The following is a 22118-nucleotide window of genomic DNA, read 5'->3' on the forward strand; positions in this document are numbered from 1 at the left end:
ACGCATGGTAATTCAGCACAACATGGCTTCTGCATTTACTCAGCTGCAGCTCAAGACGACTACAGGAGTAAAGAAGAAGTCAACTGAGAAGCTTTCATCGGGATATAGGATAAACCGTGCTGCGGATGATGCAGCAGGGCTTGCTATCAGTGAGAAAATGCGCAGGCAGATCCGCGGAATGAATCAGAACCTTGATAACATTCAGGACGGAATCAGTTTCTGCCAGGTTGCAGATGGATATCTGAATGAGATTCATGATATGGTTCAGAGAGTCAGTGAGCTTGCAATCAAAGGAGCTAATGAGACACTGACGGATGAGGATCGTGAGTATATTGACAGCGAAGTTCAGCAGATAAAGAAAGAGATTCAGAATGTATTTGATGGTGCAAGCTTTAACGAGGGTTACATTTTCAGGGTGCCTTACCACCCTTCGGTAATTCCTATAGTTGAACCTTATGAAACACAGCTCTTTTACGATAATACAGGCAAATTAGGCGGTCTGGAATTTAATAATGTCAGATACAACATTTCCGAACTCAATTCCAAGGGCATGAGTCTTAATAGTAATGGTATTGCTACCAAGAATCAGGATGTTGAATTTGACCTATGGGATGGTGAACATGTAAGGCTGTCGCTTCAATCGGGACAGTCTCTTGCTGATGTGAAAAGACGTTATGACTGGACTGCAGATGATACAGGTATTTCAGTTAATAATGTTCCTGCAGTAACATGGGCTGAACTTGGAGTTAACGGTGACGGGACTGATGGAGGACTTTACACCTTTGAATATCATGGCTTGTCTATAGGATTCCTCATTGCAGATGGAGATTCTATGGAGAGGATCCAGGCCGGAATAAACGGTAACAGCATTACTGAGCCTGCATATTGGGAACTCTCGGTTTCATCTACCACAACACGCCCTATTGTTAAATATAACTCCGGATCCACAATGGTTGCATCCGAAGCAAACGAGTCGTATTTCGACCATGATTTTGTGATTTCTGCAAATACGAACGGAGTGCATATAACTGATAAGACCAATGGGACAGGATCATCGACTACTACAAACTGGGGAGAGTTCAGGCATATCGGAAGCCCCATAGGCATTGACGAAACAGGCAGCGGATTTCCTATTGTTGACTGGGGTATTGATAATGACGACAATGGCCAGAGTCAGATCACTTTTGATACGCTGGCTACGTATGAATATATAAGTAAAAATTCGGCGATGCCTATTGCATTTACCTATAACCTGGCAGATGTATCCAGCCAGAATCATGTTATTGATGCAATGGATGAGACTAAGTTTACAGGAACGTTATATTCTCCTGCTACACTGGTCGATAAGAAGACATCTTCTTCAATTGCTACCAGTGATGGTTCCTCGCTGGCTATATATAACAAAAGGATTGCTGACAGCGGAAAGGTAGGATTTGGTCTTCAGAGGGGCTACGGGCGTAATTTTGACACCAATGAAGCTCTTTCAGGTAAGATAACCTGGACTATAGAAAAAGTTTCCGGTGAGGAGACGGAACATGAGCATACGAACAGTAAAACCGCTTTTGTAGATTATGACACACCGCCGACAGTGACCAATCAGGGAACATTCTATTATTATGATGCGGAAAGCGATGGCTACTACAAATTTGATATGACTGAGACCACATCTATAGGTAACATGAAGACAACCGATACCTATGAGTGGAAGCAGACATATAAAGTAAAATATGACGGAACCCTTGGTACAGCCAACATGAAAGATAAGACAGAGCAAGTTGTTGTCAGTCTTTCACAGGAAGGGGATACGACATTTAAGAGGACAAATGTCACTTATAGGTACGAAAATGAAACCCTGCTGTCGGATGAAGAAGTTGCAGAGCTTTTGGATGCCGGAACTACATTTGAGACGCAGTTTAAAATGAATACTTCGGTGGAATCTGACTGGGATACAGTTGACGGCGATGTAACGGTTAAAGATGGATTACTGACTCACAGACAGAACTTTGTGGCTGAAAATGAAGGTAACGCCAATAATTATGCGTTCTCATTCTATCATGATATTTCCCATTATCAGATAGTGCATTCTTCAGGCGGCTCGGCGGATCTGGGCTTGTCTTTCGACGGAGACGCCACAAGGTCTTTTACCCCTGTTGCAAGTAAGAAGACCATCGATGAACATGACTTTATGAACATAGAGATTATAGCGCCTAAGAAGAGTATGGTCATACAGGCATCACCCAATAGCCCGATAGATGAGCAGATAGAGCTCCTGTGGGATTGCCTGACGCTTAACTCATTGAGCATGGCAGGTACCAATACGCTTTCGGCATCAATGTCCAGAGCAGCTATAGAACAGACCAAGAAAGGCCTCCAGGTCATTTCCGAGCAGCGCGGAATTTTCGGTGCCAGCCAGAATAAGCTGGAGCACGCCTATAACGATGTGGGCAACACACTTGAAAATACTCAGGCAGCAGAGTCTCTGATACGCGACACTGATATGGCTAAGGAGTATTCGAAACTCTCAGCACATAATATCCTGGAGCAGGCCGGACAAGCTATGCTGGCTCAGGCGAATCAGTCAACAAATGGGGTGCTGAGTTTGTTGCAATAATTATCGAAAACAAACACTTGTTCGATTAAACTTTTCGTGCTATTATTCTTCTACCAGACATAAGAACGGAGCGTATTTGAATGGAGACGAATATAGCACAGGCAGTTGATATTACTTATGAAAGAGCAAGGTATGATGAGAGTGTCAAAGAGTTATTGGCGGATAAGCAGATTCTTGCAAGAATTCTCAAATACACTCTTGATGAGTTTAAAGATACAGATATTAAAATCATAATATCTAATATTGATGAACCAGAAGTATCAAAGGTGCGACTTGAACCAGGACATACTAACACTGATAAGATCAAGAAAAGCTCGGAAGAAGATAATGTCCTGGGTGAAGGGAAGATATTTTTTGATATTAGATTCTCTGTATATTGTGGTGATGATCTTATAAAAGTGCTTATCAATATTGAGGCTCAGAAGAGCTCTGATGTATCGAAGCTGGGTTATCATCTGGACAATAGGATAATTTATTATCTTGGGCGTATGATTTCGTCTCAGAAGGAAGTTGAGTTTTCTAAGTCTGACTATGACAATCTGAAGGCAGTCCGAAGTATATGGATCTGTATGGATGCGGGAGATAACGAAGATTCGATAATTAGGATGAACTTGACCCAAGAGAGTATATTTGGGAGCTGTATGAATCTTCCCAACATAGATAAAGTGCAAGGTGTTATAATTAGGCTGAGAAGTAATGAAAATTCCAGAGAGTCCAAGAATGCTTTGATAGCTATGCTGGAAGAACTTCTCAGGAAAGAAGAAGCGAGTATTAAGAAAAAACATCTCTCCGAAAGGTATGGTTTGGAGATGGCCACAGATACAGCAGAGAAGGTGAATGTTATGTGTAATTTGAGTGAAGTTGTTTTAGAAAAGGGTATAGAGAAAGGCATAGACTCTACTATAGAGAACATGCTGACTTCGGGGAGTTTTACTGACGAACAGATCTGTGTTGCAACAGGTAAGACGATGGATTACATCATTGAGTTCAAAAAAGGAATCAAAAATAAGTAAACAATGAAGTGGTTTTCTTGTACGGGAAATGGGAAATGTTGATATTTCCCCATTTCCCGTTTTGCATTGCAAAAGTGGCAAAAATCTCCAGTATTTTTTTGAAAAAGTGGCAAAAATTAAAGATATTTCTTTGCAAAAGTGGCAGACTGGTTAAAATCGATTTAGGAGGACAACAGAATGATTGCTAGAAAAGCAGAGAAATACATTAAGAGATGGATTCGTGAATCCAACAAAGCGCTTTTGTGAGCGATGAAGTTTAATTGCCTGTACTGGAGCCTGTTACTTTGACATGAGAATGAAATCTTCGTTTTTAGGTTTACATGAGAGTTGGAGGTGATTTTTTATGACTAGGAGAGAAGTGGCTTGCGAACACAAGAACTTCAGCATAATACAAAAAGAAGAAACATATCCTGTTTTAGGTGAGGACACAACAATAGTTGCAAATGTTAAGGTTTGTGATGATTGCGGCGAGGAAATATTTGATTTTCGCTTGGATTAAGATAATCTTCAAAGAGCCTTTTCCAAGTATAAGCGCAAGCATGCACTTATAACAGCTATGGACATGGAATAATGTGGCCTGAAAGCCTTAAAGTGGAAACATTACCTTTGAAAAATGACAAAACACACCCTGCAATATTCGTAGAGGAGGCTTGAATGATGCTGAAACTAAATATTGGGGACAGGTTGGTGGAATGGAAAGAAAAACTTCACCATCGTGCGGCTCAACGTGTTAACGTTTTGAGCCGCATATTTTTTGGGCATATTTGTACATTCTGTCTTTGTCTTCGTTTGAAAACTTTGAATAGGATTCAATTATAAACGTAAGGCGGTAATCTTTAGTGTTGACGATAAGCTCTTTGGGAGCTGGATCATCTGTTTTATCTGTTAGATACTCTATTGATGTACCTAAAGTGACAGCCATTATTTTCAAAACAGACTGGGAAGGTATTGTGTGACCGCTTTCATATCGTGAATAGGCACTTTGAAGTAAACCCATTTCTTGTGATGCCTGATTTCTGCTCCAGCCTTTTTCTTCTCTTTTTTCTTTAAGTCGTTTCGTATTTAGAATTGGTTTCACTTCAACTTGTCTCCTTTCGGATTGAATTTACTCATCTCAATTATAAACCATTGACAGATAAAAAGAAATACCATACCATATGTAATAAGCATATGCGATAAACACAACACTGGTAATAAATGTCTGATATTAGGAAGGGGAGCGCGATGAGTAAAGTAGATTTTACTAAGTTCATAGATAGGGTAAAATTTCGTAATCTAAATATCTGCGGACCATTTGGCGTAGGAAAAACTTCATATCTTAAAGCTATACAGCAGTACAATGAAGAATATGATCCGAAATCTACAGCGAGTAATTGTTGTGACAGGCATTTTGTGATATCACTGGATTTTTCTGATTATTCTGGTAAAACATATGAGGAAGCTATTTGCTATTTTAGAAAGAAAATGTCTGAACTGTATGTTTTTCTTTATGAAAATGTTAAAGGTGAGTTGGAGCATTACAAAGCTTTGGAATGGTTTTTGGATGTTGAAGAAGGTATATGTGATGTGGAAAAGCTAAGGAATAGTCTGGTCGACATAGTCAGGCTGTTGAGATATGGGAAGCATTATCAGCAAAACTACTATCGCCCGTTGATTATTATAGATGAGATTTCAAGGCCGATACTTTATGCTTCAAAATATGGTTATTACAGAGAACTATCTGGTTTCTATGATGATTTTTTGAATATAGACCATTATGAAATGACGGCAGGGATCATCACTACATCTTTTGCTCCTGTAAACACTGATGTGCACTATGGCATGAAATATATTAGTGATATTCCGGTGAATTTAGTTGAACCCTTCAATGAGATATGTGACATGCAAGGTATTGAATTAAGTGAGTGTAGGCGACCTATGCATTTTGGAAATGTAAATTATTTCGATACGGCAATCTGTCTTGAGAAGTGTTTTGAAGAAATGATGATCAATAGTGAATTTGCTGAGATTACAGATTATAACTATGATATTGAACTGTCTGATAACGTAGAAAATGAAATAGAAAGTAAAAGAATCTGGATTGATGTTCAAAAGTATAATGAAGAAGAGGCGAATGAGAGGAAAAGAGAGCGAGAGAGGAGAGAGTATGCTGAACCACTTATGTGGGGAACATATCTGCCTTCTAAATATGCGGGAATTAGGAATTGGTATGGCCCTGCTAATTGTTCTCAGCAGAGGATAATGCTAAATGAAAGATTAAAAGAGCTATATGAAAAATATGGTAAGTCAGCTGATACAGAAATGATTTATAACGATATACAGCATGTTGGAAAGCTTTATGATGAGGTTTGTGAAATCAAAAAGATGGTCGTTGGGCTGAAGAAATATGCGGATGATAGTGATAATGTTAAGAACTGTCAAGTCGATATTTATGATGAGTATTGGGCAAAAGTAGACGTTGAAAAAGAAGCCTCTAATAGCGGTGGAGACATGTCATTGCTCAAAGCCTATATCTCTGTTAAAGAAACTAAAAATATTCTGAAGGTGTTTGACAGGGCCATAAGATTTCTGGTCGATGAAGGTAAGGATCTTTTTCATGCAAAAGTTTCAATAAGGGAACGCAATGATCATATATGCTTATGGATATCAAATGCAGACTTTTATAAACTTGAAAAATATATGTCTGGTTTTGATGAATTGCTACACACTCCTTTAGAATTTGTGCCATACAGAAGAAAAATCGGAATTACAAGAGAATTCTTCTCTTGGTCTAGCTATAACGAATTGATTTCAGAACTCATAGCCCTTTATTTTCAAAGCATTAATTCGGGAAATGACATCGATGTAATAGATATGTACTCAAAATATGTTAAGGCCTGGAATGGTGACTGCGAGGAGAGCGATTCTTTTTCGGAGCGATTTAAGGCAAGCAATGCACAGGAGTTTATTATTCTTCTTGAATCATTGAATATCATTATTGATAACGAAGTTATACATGATGATAACATTCTCTTTAATAACAATGGCAAAATGTGGTGTGCACTTGGAGAATCGAAAAATTGGCATGAAGTAGGAGTGAGGATGAAAAAGATTTGATAAATCTTTAAAAAGGCGAAAATACTCATATTCACAGTGGCTGTCATCAAAATGAAGTGGATTTGAAGTGAAGCTTGACTGCTGATCGGATATCAGATATATTATTCTCTGTGCCACGGCACAAAGATAGTTATATAGGTATCCGGGCGTTCGCCCAAAGGTTCCCAGGTTCTGATTGATGAGTTGATGTTAGTAGTTTATAATTGTCTTACGCTTCAGTTCTATGATTCTTGTGAGTGACTTTACCTTATATGATTATCGAAGAATATAAGGCAAAGGAGGTGAGAAAATGGCATTAACCACAGAGGATTTAAAGTCAATTAAGGACATATTCGATGCTAGATTTGATCAAGTAGATGCAAGGCTAGCCAAAATAGACGAGAAACTTTATGAAGTAGATGAAAAATTTAATGCTGTCGATTCTACTATGACTTCGATGAAGACTGACATCCAGAAACTTCAGGATGATGTAACCTTTATCAGAATTACACAGCTTGAGAATGGCGCACTTAAGACTCTTGATGATATTCAGAAAAATTATTCTGACACTTATCAGCGTTACAGAAATGGATCTGACAAGTTCGAGGTTGCTTTCATTGATATTGATAATCTGAAGAAGACGGTCACCAAGCATTCCAAACAGATCAAGAAATTGCAGAAAGCATAATAAAGTAATAACCGTAGATCTAATGGCTGATTCCGAACAGAAATCGGAATTAGCCATTTTTTTTATCTAAGTTTATAATTGAATAAGATGATATATGCCATACATTAAACATGCAGTTGACATGCGAGGAACAACACCCATGCAAGATTTCTCAATTGACTGGACTAAAACCCCAAAGGAACCCCCAAAGGAACCACTAAAGGAAACGCCAACTACCCCCAAAAATGAAGACGTTCTCAACATGCAGGTTTCCCTTGCATGCAAGAAGGACGGCCGGAAGGTCGTGTATGTGACTTTCGCAGACAAGACCCGGTTCGCGGAGGGCGAGATACCGAGTTGCAAGATTACTGCGAACCGCGGATTTACTGAGGAAGAGGTTGCAAATCTTGAGACCTACCTGAGGGAGAACATGGATGAGCTGAACAGGACAGCTGCCGGGATTGATCCCATAAGGGCGCTGTTTAAGTGATGATTAGATACAGAAGGAGATGATATTATGAAGATCTGGGCACACAGAGGATGCTCGCAGATGTATCCCGAGAACACGCTGACGGCCTTTGAGAAGGCTATGAACATACCGAATCTAGCGGGAATTGAGCTGGACATTCAGCTCACAAGCGATGGAGAACTGGTGGTGATCCACGATGAGCGCGTAGACCGCACCACTGATGGCTTTGGCTACGTACGTGATTATTCGTTAAAAGAGCTTAAGGCGCTCCACATCTACGCCGGCAGAATGAAATCTGAGACCATCCCTACCATGAAAGAGGTCTTGGAACTCCTTGCACCTGAATTAAAAAAAGATCTTCGCCTGAATATTGAGCTGAAGACCAGTGTTTACAACTATCCGGGAATTGAGGAGAAGATTGTGAAGCTCGTGGGAGATATGGGCCTTGCGGATTCCATAGTATACTCAAGTTTCTATCCCGAATCGCTGGTGAAGGTCCATGAATTAGAGCCTACAGCCAAACTGGGCGTTCTTGACGATCTTCTTTCCAACTGCCTTTACAAGGCAATTGGCCTTGAGTCACTCTGGGACGATATCGAGAAAGGCAGCATCGCCCTTCATCCGGGTGGAATGCATCTGGATCTTCCGATTGAGAAGCTCCAGAACCGCACAGTACGTGCATGGTTTGGAGGCCATCTGTATCCGGAACAGCCTACCGGAAGGCTTATGTCTTTTGACAAATACGAAGCAGCCGGGGTTACGGATGTGTTCCTGAACGAACCGGAGAAGTATCTGAACTAAACAAACCGACAAAAATGGCAGCCCACCGGCTGCCATTTTCTATACATGATAATGATCCAAACTGTCGTTCAACCTGCCTTTTTCAATCCGTAAACCACGTTATAAGCCTGCGATCTTGCCATCTTCTCAGCACCGGTGCGGAGCTTCTTGATCAGGCATGTGATAGTTGCTGAAATAGCAATGCCTGCAAGTGATACAACAGCCCCGAGAGCGCCGCCTCCGAGCGCTGCGCATGTGATTAGGACGATGACATCAAACAGCGCACAGATAAGTGCGAAGATGTTAAGTGCTGTAAATGAACCTGCCAGAGGATGTGTAGTTGCCACCATAACACAGAACAGTGACAGCAGTACGCCGTTGGCAATGAACATAATACCGTGAGTGATACCAAAGAACAGAAGGCTTGATGAACCGCCGAATAAGCTGTAGCCGTTTGTCAGCCTTATCGCGCTTCCTATTATCATTGTGCTGCCCAGAACCATCATTCCGATTCCCAATATGATGGTGGCCAGCGCCAGATCAGAAACACAGTCAATTAAACGAATCTTATTATTTTTATAATTTCTCATACCTCATTCTCCATTTTCTTCTCGATTCCAATCGAGAGTTGAAATCTCTTTTTCCAACAAAATTCCCAACACATTCACAAATAATACAAGATTTAGTATACGCGCAATAATGTACGAAAACGATTAAGAAACCATAAAATAAACGAAAAGAAATAATAACAGTTTATAAACAATTGGAAACTTGCCACCACAATATCTGCAATTAAATACCGAAATTTCCTGCGTTTTCGGAAACTAAGAACACAAATTTTTCAAAAAAAAGACAAAAAAAGTTCACAATATGATTATTGGTATGATGGGTCGTTTTTTATAATTATTCGTATGAGGGGTGACTTTATATGAAAGTGGACGATTCATTGAATGATTACAATCAGAATGTAAACAAAAAAAAGGGCACCTTTGTCGTAAAGATTGAGTTTTGTCAACATGGTACCTGGCAAGGTCAAGTGATCTGGGCCGAGGAAAACCGGACTGAGAGGTTCAGGAGCGCACTTGAACTGCTGCGTCTTATGGACGAAGCCATGGCAAGCGGAGCACAGGTACAGGTTGATGAGGCAAAAACATCTTAAAGTTAACTAATTCTTCTAGTAATAGTTTCTTAAGAGGAGGTAATTAACTATGTTACGTAAGTGGAACAGATTTCTGGCATTTCTACTGGCATTCGCACTTGTAATAACTACGTTCGGTAGTGATTTTGCAAGCGCCAAGGTTTACGCCGTAGATGGAGTCGAGGACGTGGAACCTGAGGGGAACCCGGAGCCTGAAGAGGTTGTGGTACCCGAAGAACCAGAAGAACCCGAAGAACCAGAAGAACCCGAAGAGCCTGAAGAAGCTGCAGATCCTGAAGAGAGCAGAATCTCCGAGCTTTCTTTTGCTGAGGAAACTCCGGGTGCGCCTGTTGAAGAGGGTTCCGGCGATGATACTGTAAAGGCTGAGCCTACAGAAGAGGTTGTTGCAGAACCTGCAGCAGGCTCTGATGAAGCTGCGAAGGCTGTTGAGGGAGAGACTCCTGTAGAAGAGGAGGAAAAAGAGATTGAAGAGACTCCTGAGGAAGAAGAGCCCGCAGAAGATGAAGATGAAACCGAGAAGAAACTCGTTACTGTAACATACAAGGCTACAGAAGGTGGTAGCGTAACAGTTGATTCTGAAGAAATCGATGTAAATGCAGAAGATGCTGCTTTTGAAGGATCTGAAGCTCAGGCTGATGAAGGCTATGTATTCATCAACTGGACAAATGCAGATGGCGAGGAAGTATCAACCGACGCTAAATTTGTTCCCGATCTTCTTGAGGAAGACGCTGAGTTCACAGCTGTATTTGAGGCAGCTGAGGCTGAGGAAGATGAAGAAGATATCGTTGTTACTTATGTAGCAGGCGAAGGCGGAACAGTATCTGTGGAAAAAGAGACACTGGATCCCGATGATGAGGAAGCAAAACTTGAAGGTTCTACAGCGAAAGCTGATGAGGGCTTTAAATTTGTTGCCTGGGTAGATGAGAATGGCGAGACTGTGTCTGAGGATGCAACCTTTGTTCCTTCTGATATTACAGAGAGCACTACCTTCAAGGCTGAGTTTGAAGAAGCTGTTGTAGAGAAGATCGTCAAGGTTACTTATAAAGTAACTAAGGGCGGAAGACTTACAAAGTACCTTGAGAAGATCGACCTTAATGATCCCGATGCTAAGTTTGAGGGTTCAGAGGCAATCGCGCTCTTTAAGGAATACACATTTGATAACTGGACAGACGAAGATGGCACGATTGTATCAGAGGAAAGCTTGTTTGTTCCTTCTGACATCACAGAAGATGCTGTTTTCACAGCTAATTTCAAGGCTTCTGACGACATAGAAGTAACAATGCCTGCTTTGTCAGTACCTAATATCCACGAGGGTGGACTGGTTGTTTCTATCGATGCTGAAGTAGGAACATTCCCTCTTGGAACAGAAGTAAGTGTAAGTGCTATAAGTGATGACCAGGCTGTTGCAACTGCTGAGAAAGCTCTTGGAGAGGGCAATGTCAGCGCAGCTAAGGGTGTTGATATCTCTTTTATCTACGAAGGTGAGTCAATCCAGCCTGCAGATGAAAAAGACGTTCATGTAAAGATTACACTTGATGAAGAGATTGAAGGTGATAGCTTCTCACTTGTTCATGAGCATGATGGCGAAGCTGAGACTATTGATGGTGCTTCTGTAGACGCTGGCGGAGCAGAGTTTGATTCAAATGAGTTCTCAGTTTATGTAGTTGCCGGCGAACGCAATCCTGACAACCGTATCAAGGTTGTATTCAAGAATGGTACATCAGAAGTTGCTTCAATGTATGTTAAGCAGGCTGACATTGCTGAGCACCTTGATACTGTAGTCTATGATCCCGGAGTAGGTAATCTTGAACCTGGCGTTATCTTCAAGGGATGGACTGAGAATAAAGATTATTCTGCTTCTGAGGAAGATCTTGATGCTGCGCTCAATATTGATGACATACGTAATGCGGTAACAGAGCAGCTTGCAACAGTTCCGGAAAAAGATGCCGATGAAGAAGGCGGAATTACATTAACATATTATGCTATGTTCCTTAAGCAGTATGTTGTTACTTATATTGATGAAGGTATGTCTTCCGATGAGTCAAATAAAGTTGTTCTTGGTCAGGGAGAGGTATATTTCAGAGCAGATGAAGAAGACACTGAAAGTGGCGTGGAATATACAGTAAATATGTCCTACACACCTGTTGATGAAGAGCACAACTTCGAAGGATGGACATTACACCTTGATGAAGGCGAAGATGACAATATTGTATCTGCACATGATGCAAATACTATATTTAAGAATGAGGATGTTATCAAGATTAAAGGTAATGTAACATTCTCAGTTAATTCACCTGAAGGTCACTGGCTTGTATTTGTTGAGAAACTTAATGAAAAAGACAAAGGTGCCACATATGTAGCTCCTGCGTTCATTAAGAAAGGTGAAAAAACTTCAGAGCCTACTATCGAGATGATCAGACATGGTTATACATTTGATGGCTGGTATCTCGCACAGGAAGAAGATGAAAAAGGAAATCCCAAGAGGGATGAAAAAGGTAACGTTATCCTTGGCGAAAAGTTTGTATTCAAAACAACTATTACTAAGACAACAAGAGTATATGCTAAATGGAAACCAAATGATGATGCTGAATATACAGTTATCATTTGGACTCAGAATGTAAAGCGTGACGGATACGACCTTAAGGAAGTTGTTCATGCAAAAGGTACCGTTGATGCGGCAATTCCTTATGAGTTTGTTGACTATGATGACGAGGATTATGTAAAAGTTACTAATGCAACGGATCCTGAAAAGGAAGAGCAGCATTATATCGGTTTCTTCTTCAATCCTGAGAAGACTGAAGGAAATAAGGAAGATATCGACTATGAAGCTCCGGGAAAAGACCCTTTGAAGAGTACTACAATTTCTCCGGAAGAAGATTCAGTTCTTAATCTTTACTTTGATAGAATTGAGTACAGACTTAAGTTCTACTTTGCAAGACAAAGTGGTAACAGTTATACTACCGCTGAGAATTCCAATGCTTACAGTGGTAATGATGTTTGGGGCGTTGCTACATGGCATAATCGTTCATACAGCGCACCTCCCACATATAATGGCGATACTCTTTCAGAACCGGTTGGGAATTACACCGGACATTACTTCTATATTGATGCTTATTATGGGCAGAATATTGAAGATAAGTGGCCTTCCTATGACGATATATCAAGTGATGGACAAGGACTTGAAGCTGTCAGCTTTGTTATGATGAACGGAACCGAGCTGAAGAAAGAGGCAAATCCTTCCGGAGCGGGAACCGGAAGAGGATCTGATACTGTTAAGGGTGTCATAAGTATTCTGGATGAAAAGATTCTTGGTAAGACCAACAAGAAGAACGATAATTACCTTATTGTTCGTTTCAATTCTTACTATGCATGGAAATATCATATCTGGTATGAGTTCGATGCGACAGATCCTTCAATTCCGGCTGATGCTAAGAAGGATACAGTTAACGGCGTGACGTATTACCAAAAAGAAGTGATGGATGTACGTTCGTCCAACACAAAAGTAGCTCAGCAGAATGCACCACAGCATACAGGTTATATTGTAGTTGCAGATTCTAGTAAAAAAGCAATCGGCTATGATGATAGATGGAATCCGATTACCGGTAATGAGACAGACAGTCCATGGACTACAAGGGAAAGTGGTACCACATATTATCACCTGAGCTATCTGTATAAACGCGAGGGTTATAAAGTAACGTATATGGATGGTAAATATGTCTATGGAAACAGACAGCCTGTAGACAACAGTGCAAATGTTATCGGTGAGAGTGCTACAATCGGTCAGGGAGTAGAAATACCTGAATCTGTAGGTGAATATGTCCCTGAAAACATACCTGAAGGTTTTGTATTTGATGGCTGGTACACCGATGCCACATGTAATACAAAATATGACTTTACCGGAAAGACAATGCCTGTTGGTGGTATAAGAGTTTATGCAGGCTGGCATCAGATTCAGTACAGAGTATTCCTTCATCCCAATGCTGGAACAGATGAAACTCTTGATTGGGGAAGTGAAGACCAGGCAATGAACTTCCGTGCTACTTATGGTGGTAAGATCAGCGTTCCCTCCGGAATAAGGGATGGATATGTATTTGTTGGCTGGTACACAGATTACAACGCAGCAGACAAAACATATAGCGGATTCTTCAATGCTGACGCCTTTACTTTCAATGAAAGAGATAGGGCAGATAAGTATCTTGCATATGATAAGAGCAGCCACTTAACCGATAAAATGAATAAGTGGGGCGAGATTTACGCTGAATATTCCAATTCTGATGTAGACAGAGATTGGATCACTAAGGAGTTCAACCTCTACGCTAAGTGGAGAAAAGTATTTGACGGCGCTGACGGAATCAATGTTAAGTATGATGTTAACGGATCCTCTTCACCTGCTCCTGTAGATACAAACCTTTATGTTGATCAGGCAGATGCAGTAGCAATGCCGGCAGTTACAGCTCCTAGCACTAAGCAGAGATTCGCATACTGGGTAATGCAGAAATGGGATGAGGCTGAAAACAAGTATGTAGATGCATACTCTGACGATGGCAATCTTATCACTTGCAACCCGGGAGAGAAGTTCACAGTAGTGGGTGACTTTGCCCATAAAGAACTTAAGGAAGGCACAACAGACGAATATACATATACTGTTCAGCTTAGAGCAGAGTATGTTGATATCGGCGAGCCGACTCCTACGTTTATTCCATGGTTCTATAACAATGGAACAAAGGCTTTCCACGTTGATACACTTGAGTCTGAATCAATTGAGGAAAGCTCACTTGAGATAAATGCTGCAGTTGATATCCAGCCAGCACCTACCGGTGTTGAAGGACGTGAAAATGATAAGTTCCTTGGATGGGCTAAGGTTGACATGGGCGACACCGCTGCTAAAGCTCAGGCATTCATGGATCACGGACAATGGACTCAGAGTCTTAGCGCAAGTAACTTTATCTACTACAACGACGGTAAGTTCTACTCTGATTCGACATTCAGTACCGAAGCAACCAGAGTAGCTGCAGATGAAGCAACTCCTTACCAGGCACTGTTCGCAGTATGGGAAAAGACATATCAGGTTAAATTCGAGCTTGTTGATGATCCAAGACTTGCTGATGATCCTGATCCATACACAGGTCTTTCAGATGGTGACACTCAGCCACTCGAGAGACGGCCTGCAGAGGTAGTAGGTCATACATTTGACGGCTGGTACGCTTCAGAAGCTGATTTCGGTGATGAGACCAAGAAGATCACTAGTGTTACTATCGATGGCGCAGATGTGACCGTTTATGGACACTACATTGCTGAATCTTATGGATACACTGTTAAACACGTAGAGAAAGGCAAACCAGAAAATGAGCTTGCTGATCCTGATACAGGATCAATGGATTACGGAGAGAGCCTTGTTGCAGCTAACTTCATTAAGGCTGATGGTACAATCCCCGGCTTTTCATATGACAGTCCATCAGCTGATAGCATCACAATTTCAGACGTTGAAGCAAATAATGTAATAACACTGTACTACACAAAGATTAATACGCTTTCTTACACAGTAAACTACTATTTGAGAGGCGAAGAAGGCACAGCAGCTAAACCGCTTGCAGTTCCTGATGTAGTAGATGGCCAGACATTTGGAGATACTGTTTATGTAAATCCAAATGAAGAAAAAGAAGCTGAGATTCTTGTAAATTATAATCGTGAGGCAGTTGACCTTCCTGTAGAACTTGAAATAGGACTTGAAGACAATCATGTTGATTTCTACTACGTTCCAAGAACTGACTTCGAGTACACGGTTCACTACTACGAGAAGGTAGATGGAGTAGAAACTACAAACAAGGTAGCAGAAGACAAGCCCGAAACCGGCAAGACCTACGGTAAATCCTACACAGAATATGCTCCTGAAGTTGAGGGCTTCACAGTAGATGGTGACGCAAGTCAGACATTTACACTCGATGTAAACAAGAAAGAGATAATATTCTACTATGTTGTCAGCACAGAATATAGCTATATTGTTAAGTACTTACGCTCCGATATAGAAGAAGAGACCACTGTAGCAAATACTAAGTCAGTTCCAAACGTTGCATACAAGAGCACTCATACTGAAAATGCATTGGATCTGTATGATAAAGGATATGTTCTTGATACAGCAAAGAGCCGGGCTACGCAGACCATTACAATTTCTCTTAATCAGGAAGAGAACGTATTAATCTTCTACTACCTGCCTCGTACAGACTTAACTTACACTGTTCATTACTATGAGGTTGGTAAGACTGATCCTCTTATTCCTGATGAGGTAGTTAAGAACCTTACATTAGGAGCTGATATCAAAGAGAATGCTGTAACAATTCCGGGATTTGTAGCGGTTGAGCCTACATCCTATAGCGGAAAAGTTCAGGTGGTAAACGAAGACATCATCTTCTACTACACAAGAAGAAACGATCTTAGCTACGTAGTACACTACTATGAGGAGAATACTACAAACAGAGTTGCTGAAGATAAGATAGTTGAGAATCAGACTTATGAAGCAGAAGTAACTGAGCATGCAATAGCTATCGAAGGTCTCTATGTGGTAGGACCTACAGAAGATACTATTGTGATCCAGGAAGAAGGTAATGAGTTTGTATTCTACTATGCAGAGAAGAAGAACATTACACTTAATGCAATAGGCGGATCAACAACCTACAACGGAGAAGATAACAGCGTAGAAGGCTTCTATGTAACAGTAGAGGAAAGCGGATCATTCATTCAGAATCTCATTGATAGATTTGCTAATTATGTTCAGGCTATCGTGGCAGATGCAGCAGATGTATCTGAGAGAGCAGGAAACAATGAGTTTGTAATTGATGGTGTAACTTATACTGTTAACGGCGTTACTTCAGGCGCAAGCGGTAGAAACGTAGCTACATATCCGACTTCATTCTCCGGAACACCTCAGATTATGTCAGATGAGGGAGATGTAACAGATCGTTTCAATGTAGGTTATAAAAACGCAGAGCTTGTTATCGGTTATGCACCTGTTACAGTACAGGCAATCGGAGGCACCAAGCAATACGGACAGCCTGATCCTGCATTGGGAGCTACCGCAACTCCTACAAATCCTAACCTTCAGGCTGAGGTAAATAGTACTGTTAGATATTCGGTTAGCAGAGTTGTTGGAGAAGATGTTAATCCTGATGGTTACGCAGTAACAGCTACCGGTGGACAGTTCCAGGGTAACTTCGAAGTAACATATCTTCCTGCAGTATTGATCATTACACCGGCAACACCTACTCCGACACCTACACCTCCGACACCTACACCGGGACCTGCACCTACACCGGCACCTACTCCTGCACCGGCTCCAGCACCTGCACCGGCTCCGGTAGCTCCAGCACCTGTAGCAGCAGTTCTCGGAGCAACAAGAGAACCTGAAGCAGCACCTGTAGCAGCAGTTCTCGGAGCAAGAAGAGGCAGAACAGAGGATACAGCTAATATTCCTGCAAGAGTTATTGCGGTTATCATCGCAGCAGCAGTAGCAGCAACAGTTCTTTTTACAAAGAAGAAAGACGAAGATGAAGAGGAAGCATAAAGCATAAGCTAAAAGCTCTTTTCACTCGGGAACTAAAAGAATCGGGACCCATGCCGAAAGGTGTGGGTCCTGTTTTTGTGAAAAAATGTGTTTTATAAAATATTTATAAATAGTATAATGAAATAAAGACACACTTTTTTCACAAATTTAACAAAAAAAATTCACAATATGATTATTGGTATGATGGGTTGTTTTTTATAATGGTATGCATGAGGGGTGATTTTGCTATGAAAACAAACGATTCAATAAACAATACCAATCATAATATTGACAGGAAAAAGGGCACCTTCGTTGTAAAGATCGAGTTCTGGCAGCGTGGTACCTGGCAGGGACAAGTTATCTGGGCCGAAGAGAACCGGACCGAGAGGTTCAGGAGTGCGCTGGAGCTGATCCGTCTGATGGACGAGGCAATGGCAAGCGGAGCGCAGATACAGGTCGACGAAGCCAAAACATCTTAATTTAGCTCATTCTACTATACTAATAGTTTATCTAATGAGGGAGGTAATATTCTATGTTACGTAAGTGGAACAGATTACTGGCAATTCTACTGGCATTCGCACTTGTAACAACTACATTCGGTAGTGATTTTGCAAGCGCAAGAGTTTACGCCGTAGAAGGAATCGAAGACATGGAGTCTGAAGGTGGTTCAGACGAAGGTGAGGCAGAAATGTCTGATCTTTCTTTTGCTGAGCCCACAGAAGAGGTCCAAGAGGAAGCTCCTGTTGTGGCTGAAGCTGAAGAGGAGAGGAATGATGAGACTCCTGCTGATGGAGCTCCTGTAGATGGAACTCCTGCAGAGGAAACTCCCGCAGAGCCTACAGAAGAGACTCCTGCAGAGGTTGATCCTACAGCGCCTGTAGAAGACAAGACAGCTGTAGATCCTGCCGACACAGTAGTTGATCCCGATGCAGCTCCTGCAGACGGAGAAGATATTCCGGCAGGCGAAGAGGTAAAGGAAGAGAAGCTTGTAAAAGTTACTTACAGTGCTACTGAAGGTGGTAGCGTTTCTTCTACTTCTGAAGAGATCAACATAAATGATGAAGATGCCAGGTTTGAAGGCTCAACAGCAACAGCTGATGAGGGCTATACCTTCGTTAACTGGACAGATGCTGACGGCAGCGAAGTTTCAACTAGCGCTACCTTTGTTCCTTCTGGCCTTGAAGAGAATGCAAGCTTTACAGCTGTATTTGAGGCAGAGGAAGAAGAGCCTGAGCAGAAGCTTGTAAAGGTTACTTATAAGACAGAGCGTGGTGGAAAGCTTTCAGTTAATTCAGAGACAATTGATCTCCTTGATGAGACAGCTAAGTTTGAGGGTTGTACAGCAGAGGCTCTTAACGAAGCTTTCGAGTTTGTTAACTGGGTTGATAAGGACGGAAAAGAAGTATCAGCGGTTCCTACATTCGTTCCTGAGAACATCGAAGAAGATGCAACTTTCACAGCTGTATTCAAAGAGACAGAAAAGATCACAAAATTCCCTAAGATCGAGAGGACTAACGTTCACGCCGGTGGACTTATTGTATCCCTTGAAGCTGAAACAGGTGCTTTCCCTGAGGGAACAGAAGTTAAGATTAATGGTATTAGTGAGAGCCAGGCTATGTCAACAGCTCAGAGCGAGCTGGGCGATGACGTAACAGCAGCTGTCGGCGTTGATATCACTTTCTACTATACTGATGAAGATGGTAAGAAGTTTGAGATCCAGCCTGCATCAGATACGTTTGTGCATGTAAATCTTGAACTTGAAACTACTATTGAAGGAACTGAGTTTACAGTCCTTCATGATCATGGCGATAGCGTAGAGCAGATTGCTGCAGATATTTCTACTGAAGATGCAAACAGCGACCCTGAGGATGATACTAAGGTTGTTACTGCTGTAGAATTCAACGTTGATGAATTCTCAGTATTTATTGTTGCATCCAAGGATCAGGGTATTGAGCGCAAAATGATCACCTATACATTTGTATATGGTGACGATGAGGCAGTTTTCTATGAGCAGACTGTTAAGAAAGGTGACACACTCAATGACCCCGGCATACCTCCGCAGGTAGACAACAGCGTGTTTATCGCATGGTATGTTGATGGTGAGTCAACACCTATTGAGCTTCCTATGGTTATAGAAAGCACAGCTGGTTATGCAGAAGATGAAGTTAAGGTTGTTGCGCAGTATAAGAAGATATACTACGTTACATTCCATGGCGTTAACGGCGGAAGATACACATTAAAATCAGCTGAGGCAATAGGCGAAGAGATTCCTTGGGTTATCGTTGACGATGAGGAAGTAGCAGCTCCTACTAACATGCAGGCCTTCAAGGGCTGGTCAACTGTAGAGGGTGATCCTACAAAGCTGATAGTTAAAGATGAGTCCGGCCATTGCAGAGTAAACGCCAAGGAAGTAAGCGACGTTTATCCTGTTATCGTTGACGCATACTGGGTACACTTCGATGAGAACGATGATACATACGTTGATGTTGAGGGACAGGATGAGCCTGTTAAGATAGGCGGTGGTGCTTCTTATACAGGACCTCAGTTCCTTGAGTATGACGACGTGTTTGGTAAGGCTAAACCTGAAAACCCTACACGTAATGGATATACATTTGCCGGATGGAGTTTTGATCCTGAAGGTAACAATATGGTAGCCGAGACTGGTGATAGATCATGGGCTTCCCTTGTTCAGAATGTTGTTGAAGAGGGATCAAATGATATCACACTTTATGCTCAGTGGACTGCTGTTGAGACTACAAAGTTCACAATCGTTGTATGGAAACAGAAAGTAACTGATCGTGTCGGTGATACAGAAAAGCACTATGATTTCTATCAGAGTGATGATACACATACCGGAAGAACCGGTGAGCAGGTTCCTGCAAGTTCTTACGCAAGTTATCAGAGACTCAACATGGAAGGCTTCTATTATGCCGGAATGTCTATAACTTCCAGCAAGACAGCCGCTGCAGGAACTATTGGACCTAAGGGCGATACGGTTGTAAATATTTACTATGATCGTAAGGTCATGCATATTGTTTTTGGTGGCACAAACAGTGGCACTGCAACTGAGAGCTATGTAGCAACTACTAGTGAAAATGGAACTCAGTACGGATATATTAATGGTCAGTATGTTCAGCTGGAAAGAAATGAAGAAACAAATTATATAAATATAGGCTTTATAAGTATTCCATGGGGTTCAACTGTCTACTGGACATACCAGGGAAGCGAATATACAGGAACCAGATATACAAAACAGACTACATATGGAAGCCTGACATATACCGGATTATTTGGACAGTCACTGAAATATGCTGACGATTCGTATGATTGGCCGGAAGGGAAATGGAAAGGACAGAACGACAACGTTCATGTTACTTTCTTTAGTGATTTCCTGTTTAATGGTTGGGAACCAGATACTACAGATACTACAACTGAGTCTACATTGTATCTTACCAAAGAGACCTACAATCCCGGTTCAGATGCTAAAACAATATATTACTATGTACAGCAGTTTGGTGGTATTGATGATTTCAACGGTTATAAACAGGTCAATAGTGTTGTAGTAAAAAATGGCCAAGGCTTTACGATGAGGGGTGATTACTATACAGGATTCACACCTTACAAGTACAAACAGGGACGAAATGGTAATCAGCAGGACCTTTATGCAAATTTGTCTATTGCAATAGATCATAATACATACCTGTACTTTAGCCGTAACAAGTATAGTCTTACTTTCTTCTATAATCCTATAGCAGGTGAGCCTAATACCGAGTCTAAAGTGGTTTCAGATATTTACTATCAGGCAGAACTTGGTAATTATAAGGCACAGGCACCTATTAAAGACGGAACTGAAACTGCTGAGTACGAGTTCCTTGGATGGTATGCTGATGATACTCTGACTCAGCCGTTTGATTGGAATAGCACCATGCCTGCAGCTGACGTTTCCGTATATGCTAAGTGGGGTGAAAAGATATGTAATGTAAAGATTGACTTTGATGGTGGAACAGAGACTGTAAGCACTGACTTTGACGTTTCTTATGGCGAAAAAGTTAATAAGACAGCCCTTATGAACACTGTTAAAGAAGGATGGACATTAGCCGGATGGGTTTATGCTCCTGATGATACAGTTTCTCCGGGCAAGAACTATAACTTTGATGCAACAGTAAGAAATATCAGCATCAAGGCCGTTTGGAAGAGATCAGGAAATGTTCATGTAATATATGATGCTGGAGAGCACGGAACAAATCCGCCTACAGACAGCGAAGGCTACGAAGTGGGTTCAGGTGTTATCGTTGCTATTCCACCTTCAGTAAATGATGGATGGGTATTCACCGGATGGAAGCTTGGCAACAAGACATACGTTCCGGGTGAAGCGTTTACAATCACATCTTCAGTAGTAACAGACAACAAGGTAACACTTGTGGCTGTTTACGAGGAAACTATTCCATCAAGTCCTCTTGAAGAAGAGCTTACTTCTGTTTTGTTCAAGTCAAATGACGGTAACGATGGAGTAAGAACTGAGTATACAGTAGATAAGGATGATGACGGAGAAGACCTTCGTGTAAACGTAGGCTTCACAGCACCTACAGTTGAACAGGCTGGTTTTGCTAAGACTGGTTATAGATTTGTTGGTTGGGATACCGACAGCAGTGCAACCACAGCTAAAATTCCTGCAGGTAAGAAGTATGTTGCAGCAGATAACGACGGAACTGATAACGTACTGTATGCAATATGGGAAATAGATCCTGGCCAGACCTACAAGGCTAAGTACGAGTCTCAAAACACTTCTATGGGTACAGTAAGCCCT

13 protein-coding genes are annotated in these 22118 nt (G+C 41.5%); 11 read left to right on the forward strand and 2 right to left on the reverse strand.

The window, feature by feature from the left end:
- Nucleotides 1-4 precede the first annotated feature (4 nt).
- The 3 genes from G590_RS21985 to G590_RS21105 all read left to right on the forward strand — a co-directional run bounded on the left by G590_RS21985 (nt 5) and on the right by G590_RS21105 (nt 4123).
- Complete coding sequence (locus G590_RS21985) at nt 5-2611, forward strand: flagellin N-terminal helical domain-containing protein (RefSeq protein WP_022765844.1); 2607 nt, start codon at nt 5-7, stop codon at nt 2609-2611.
- 80 nt (nt 2612-2691) lie between these two features.
- The gene (locus G590_RS0111645; protein ID WP_022765845.1) at nt 2692-3624 is read left to right on the forward strand and encodes a hypothetical protein; all 933 of its coding nucleotides are present in this window, start codon (nt 2692-2694) and stop codon (nt 3622-3624) included.
- Nucleotides 3625-3967: 343 nt separating this feature from the next.
- Nucleotides 3968-4123, forward strand: coding sequence for a YgiT-type zinc finger protein (locus G590_RS21105; RefSeq protein ID WP_081641067.1), 156 nt, complete (start codon nt 3968-3970; stop codon nt 4121-4123).
- 231 nt (nt 4124-4354) lie between these two features.
- On the opposite strand, the gene G590_RS20710 is transcribed toward G590_RS21105, so the two are convergent.
- Nucleotides 4355-4702 (reverse strand): helix-turn-helix domain-containing protein, encoded by a 348-nt coding sequence (locus tag G590_RS20710; RefSeq protein ID WP_022765846.1) that lies wholly within the window; start codon nt 4700-4702, stop codon nt 4355-4357.
- A 146-nt stretch (nt 4703-4848) separates the two neighbouring features.
- Here G590_RS20710 and G590_RS0111660 point away from each other — a divergent pair, with 146 nt between their 5' ends.
- From G590_RS0111660 to G590_RS0111675, 4 genes are all read left to right on the forward strand, one after another.
- The gene (locus G590_RS0111660; protein ID WP_022765847.1) at nt 4849-6720 is read left to right on the forward strand and encodes an ATP-binding protein; all 1872 of its coding nucleotides are present in this window, start codon (nt 4849-4851) and stop codon (nt 6718-6720) included.
- Between the two features lie 289 nt (nt 6721-7009).
- A complete protein-coding gene (locus G590_RS0111665; protein WP_022765848.1) occupies nt 7010-7387 on the forward strand; it encodes a hypothetical protein in 378 nt (125 codons plus the stop codon).
- Between the two features lie 94 nt (nt 7388-7481).
- Nucleotides 7482-7856, forward strand: a complete 375-nt coding sequence (locus tag G590_RS20715) for a hypothetical protein (protein ID WP_155828755.1) — start codon at nt 7482-7484, stop codon at nt 7854-7856.
- 27 nt (nt 7857-7883) lie between these two features.
- Nucleotides 7884-8636 (forward strand): glycerophosphodiester phosphodiesterase family protein, encoded by a 753-nt coding sequence (locus G590_RS0111675; protein WP_022765850.1) that lies wholly within the window; start codon nt 7884-7886, stop codon nt 8634-8636.
- Nucleotides 8637-8704: 68 nt separating this feature from the next.
- On the opposite strand, the gene G590_RS0111680 is transcribed toward G590_RS0111675, so the two are convergent.
- The gene (locus tag G590_RS0111680) at nt 8705-9205 is read right to left on the reverse strand and encodes a hypothetical protein (protein WP_022765851.1); all 501 of its coding nucleotides are present in this window, start codon (nt 9203-9205) and stop codon (nt 8705-8707) included.
- Nucleotides 9206-9543: 338 nt separating this feature from the next.
- Here G590_RS0111680 and G590_RS0111685 point away from each other — a divergent pair, with 338 nt between their 5' ends.
- The 4 genes from G590_RS0111685 to G590_RS0111700 all read left to right on the forward strand — a co-directional run.
- A complete protein-coding gene (locus G590_RS0111685; RefSeq protein WP_022765852.1) occupies nt 9544-9774 on the forward strand; it encodes a hypothetical protein in 231 nt (76 codons plus the stop codon).
- Nucleotides 9775-9823: 49 nt separating this feature from the next.
- The gene (locus G590_RS0111690) at nt 9824-17332 is read left to right on the forward strand and encodes an InlB B-repeat-containing protein (protein ID WP_022765853.1); all 7509 of its coding nucleotides are present in this window, start codon (nt 9824-9826) and stop codon (nt 17330-17332) included.
- 227 nt (nt 17333-17559) lie between these two features.
- Nucleotides 17560-17790: a hypothetical protein gene (locus G590_RS0111695; protein WP_022765854.1), complete on the forward strand. Its 231-nt coding sequence runs from the start codon at nt 17560-17562 to the stop codon at nt 17788-17790.
- 53 nt (nt 17791-17843) lie between these two features.
- Nucleotides 17844-22118 (forward strand): InlB B-repeat-containing protein (locus tag G590_RS0111700; protein WP_026494098.1); only part of this gene is annotated, 4275 nt, incomplete at its 3' end.

Origin of the sequence: Butyrivibrio sp. XPD2006 (genome assembly GCF_000420865.1) — a bacterium.
Lineage (GTDB): Bacteria > Bacillota > Clostridia > Lachnospirales > Lachnospiraceae > Butyrivibrio.

Excerpts from the sequence above, each read along its gene's own strand:
- G590_RS21985 (WP_022765844.1), top strand. The coding sequence starts at position 5 with ATGGTAATTCAGCACAACATGGCTTCTGCATTTACTCAGCTGCAGCTC.
- G590_RS0111645 (WP_022765845.1), top strand. The coding sequence starts at position 2,692 with ATGGAGACGAATATAGCACAGGCAGTTGATATTACTTATGAAAGAGCA.
- G590_RS21105 (WP_081641067.1), top strand. The coding sequence starts at position 3,968 with ATGACTAGGAGAGAAGTGGCTTGCGAACACAAGAACTTCAGCATAATA.
- G590_RS0111660 (WP_022765847.1), top strand. The coding sequence starts at position 4,849 with ATGAGTAAAGTAGATTTTACTAAGTTCATAGATAGGGTAAAATTTCGT.
- G590_RS0111665 (WP_022765848.1), top strand. The coding sequence starts at position 7,010 with ATGGCATTAACCACAGAGGATTTAAAGTCAATTAAGGACATATTCGAT.
- G590_RS20715 (WP_155828755.1), top strand. The coding sequence starts at position 7,482 with ATGCCATACATTAAACATGCAGTTGACATGCGAGGAACAACACCCATG.
- G590_RS0111675 (WP_022765850.1), top strand. The coding sequence starts at position 7,884 with ATGAAGATCTGGGCACACAGAGGATGCTCGCAGATGTATCCCGAGAAC.
- G590_RS0111680 (WP_022765851.1), bottom strand. The coding sequence starts at position 9,205 with ATGAGAAATTATAAAAATAATAAGATTCGTTTAATTGACTGTGTTTCT.
- G590_RS0111685 (WP_022765852.1), top strand. The coding sequence starts at position 9,544 with ATGAAAGTGGACGATTCATTGAATGATTACAATCAGAATGTAAACAAA.
- G590_RS0111690 (WP_022765853.1), top strand. The coding sequence starts at position 9,824 with ATGTTACGTAAGTGGAACAGATTTCTGGCATTTCTACTGGCATTCGCA.
- G590_RS0111695 (WP_022765854.1), top strand. The coding sequence starts at position 17,560 with ATGAAAACAAACGATTCAATAAACAATACCAATCATAATATTGACAGG.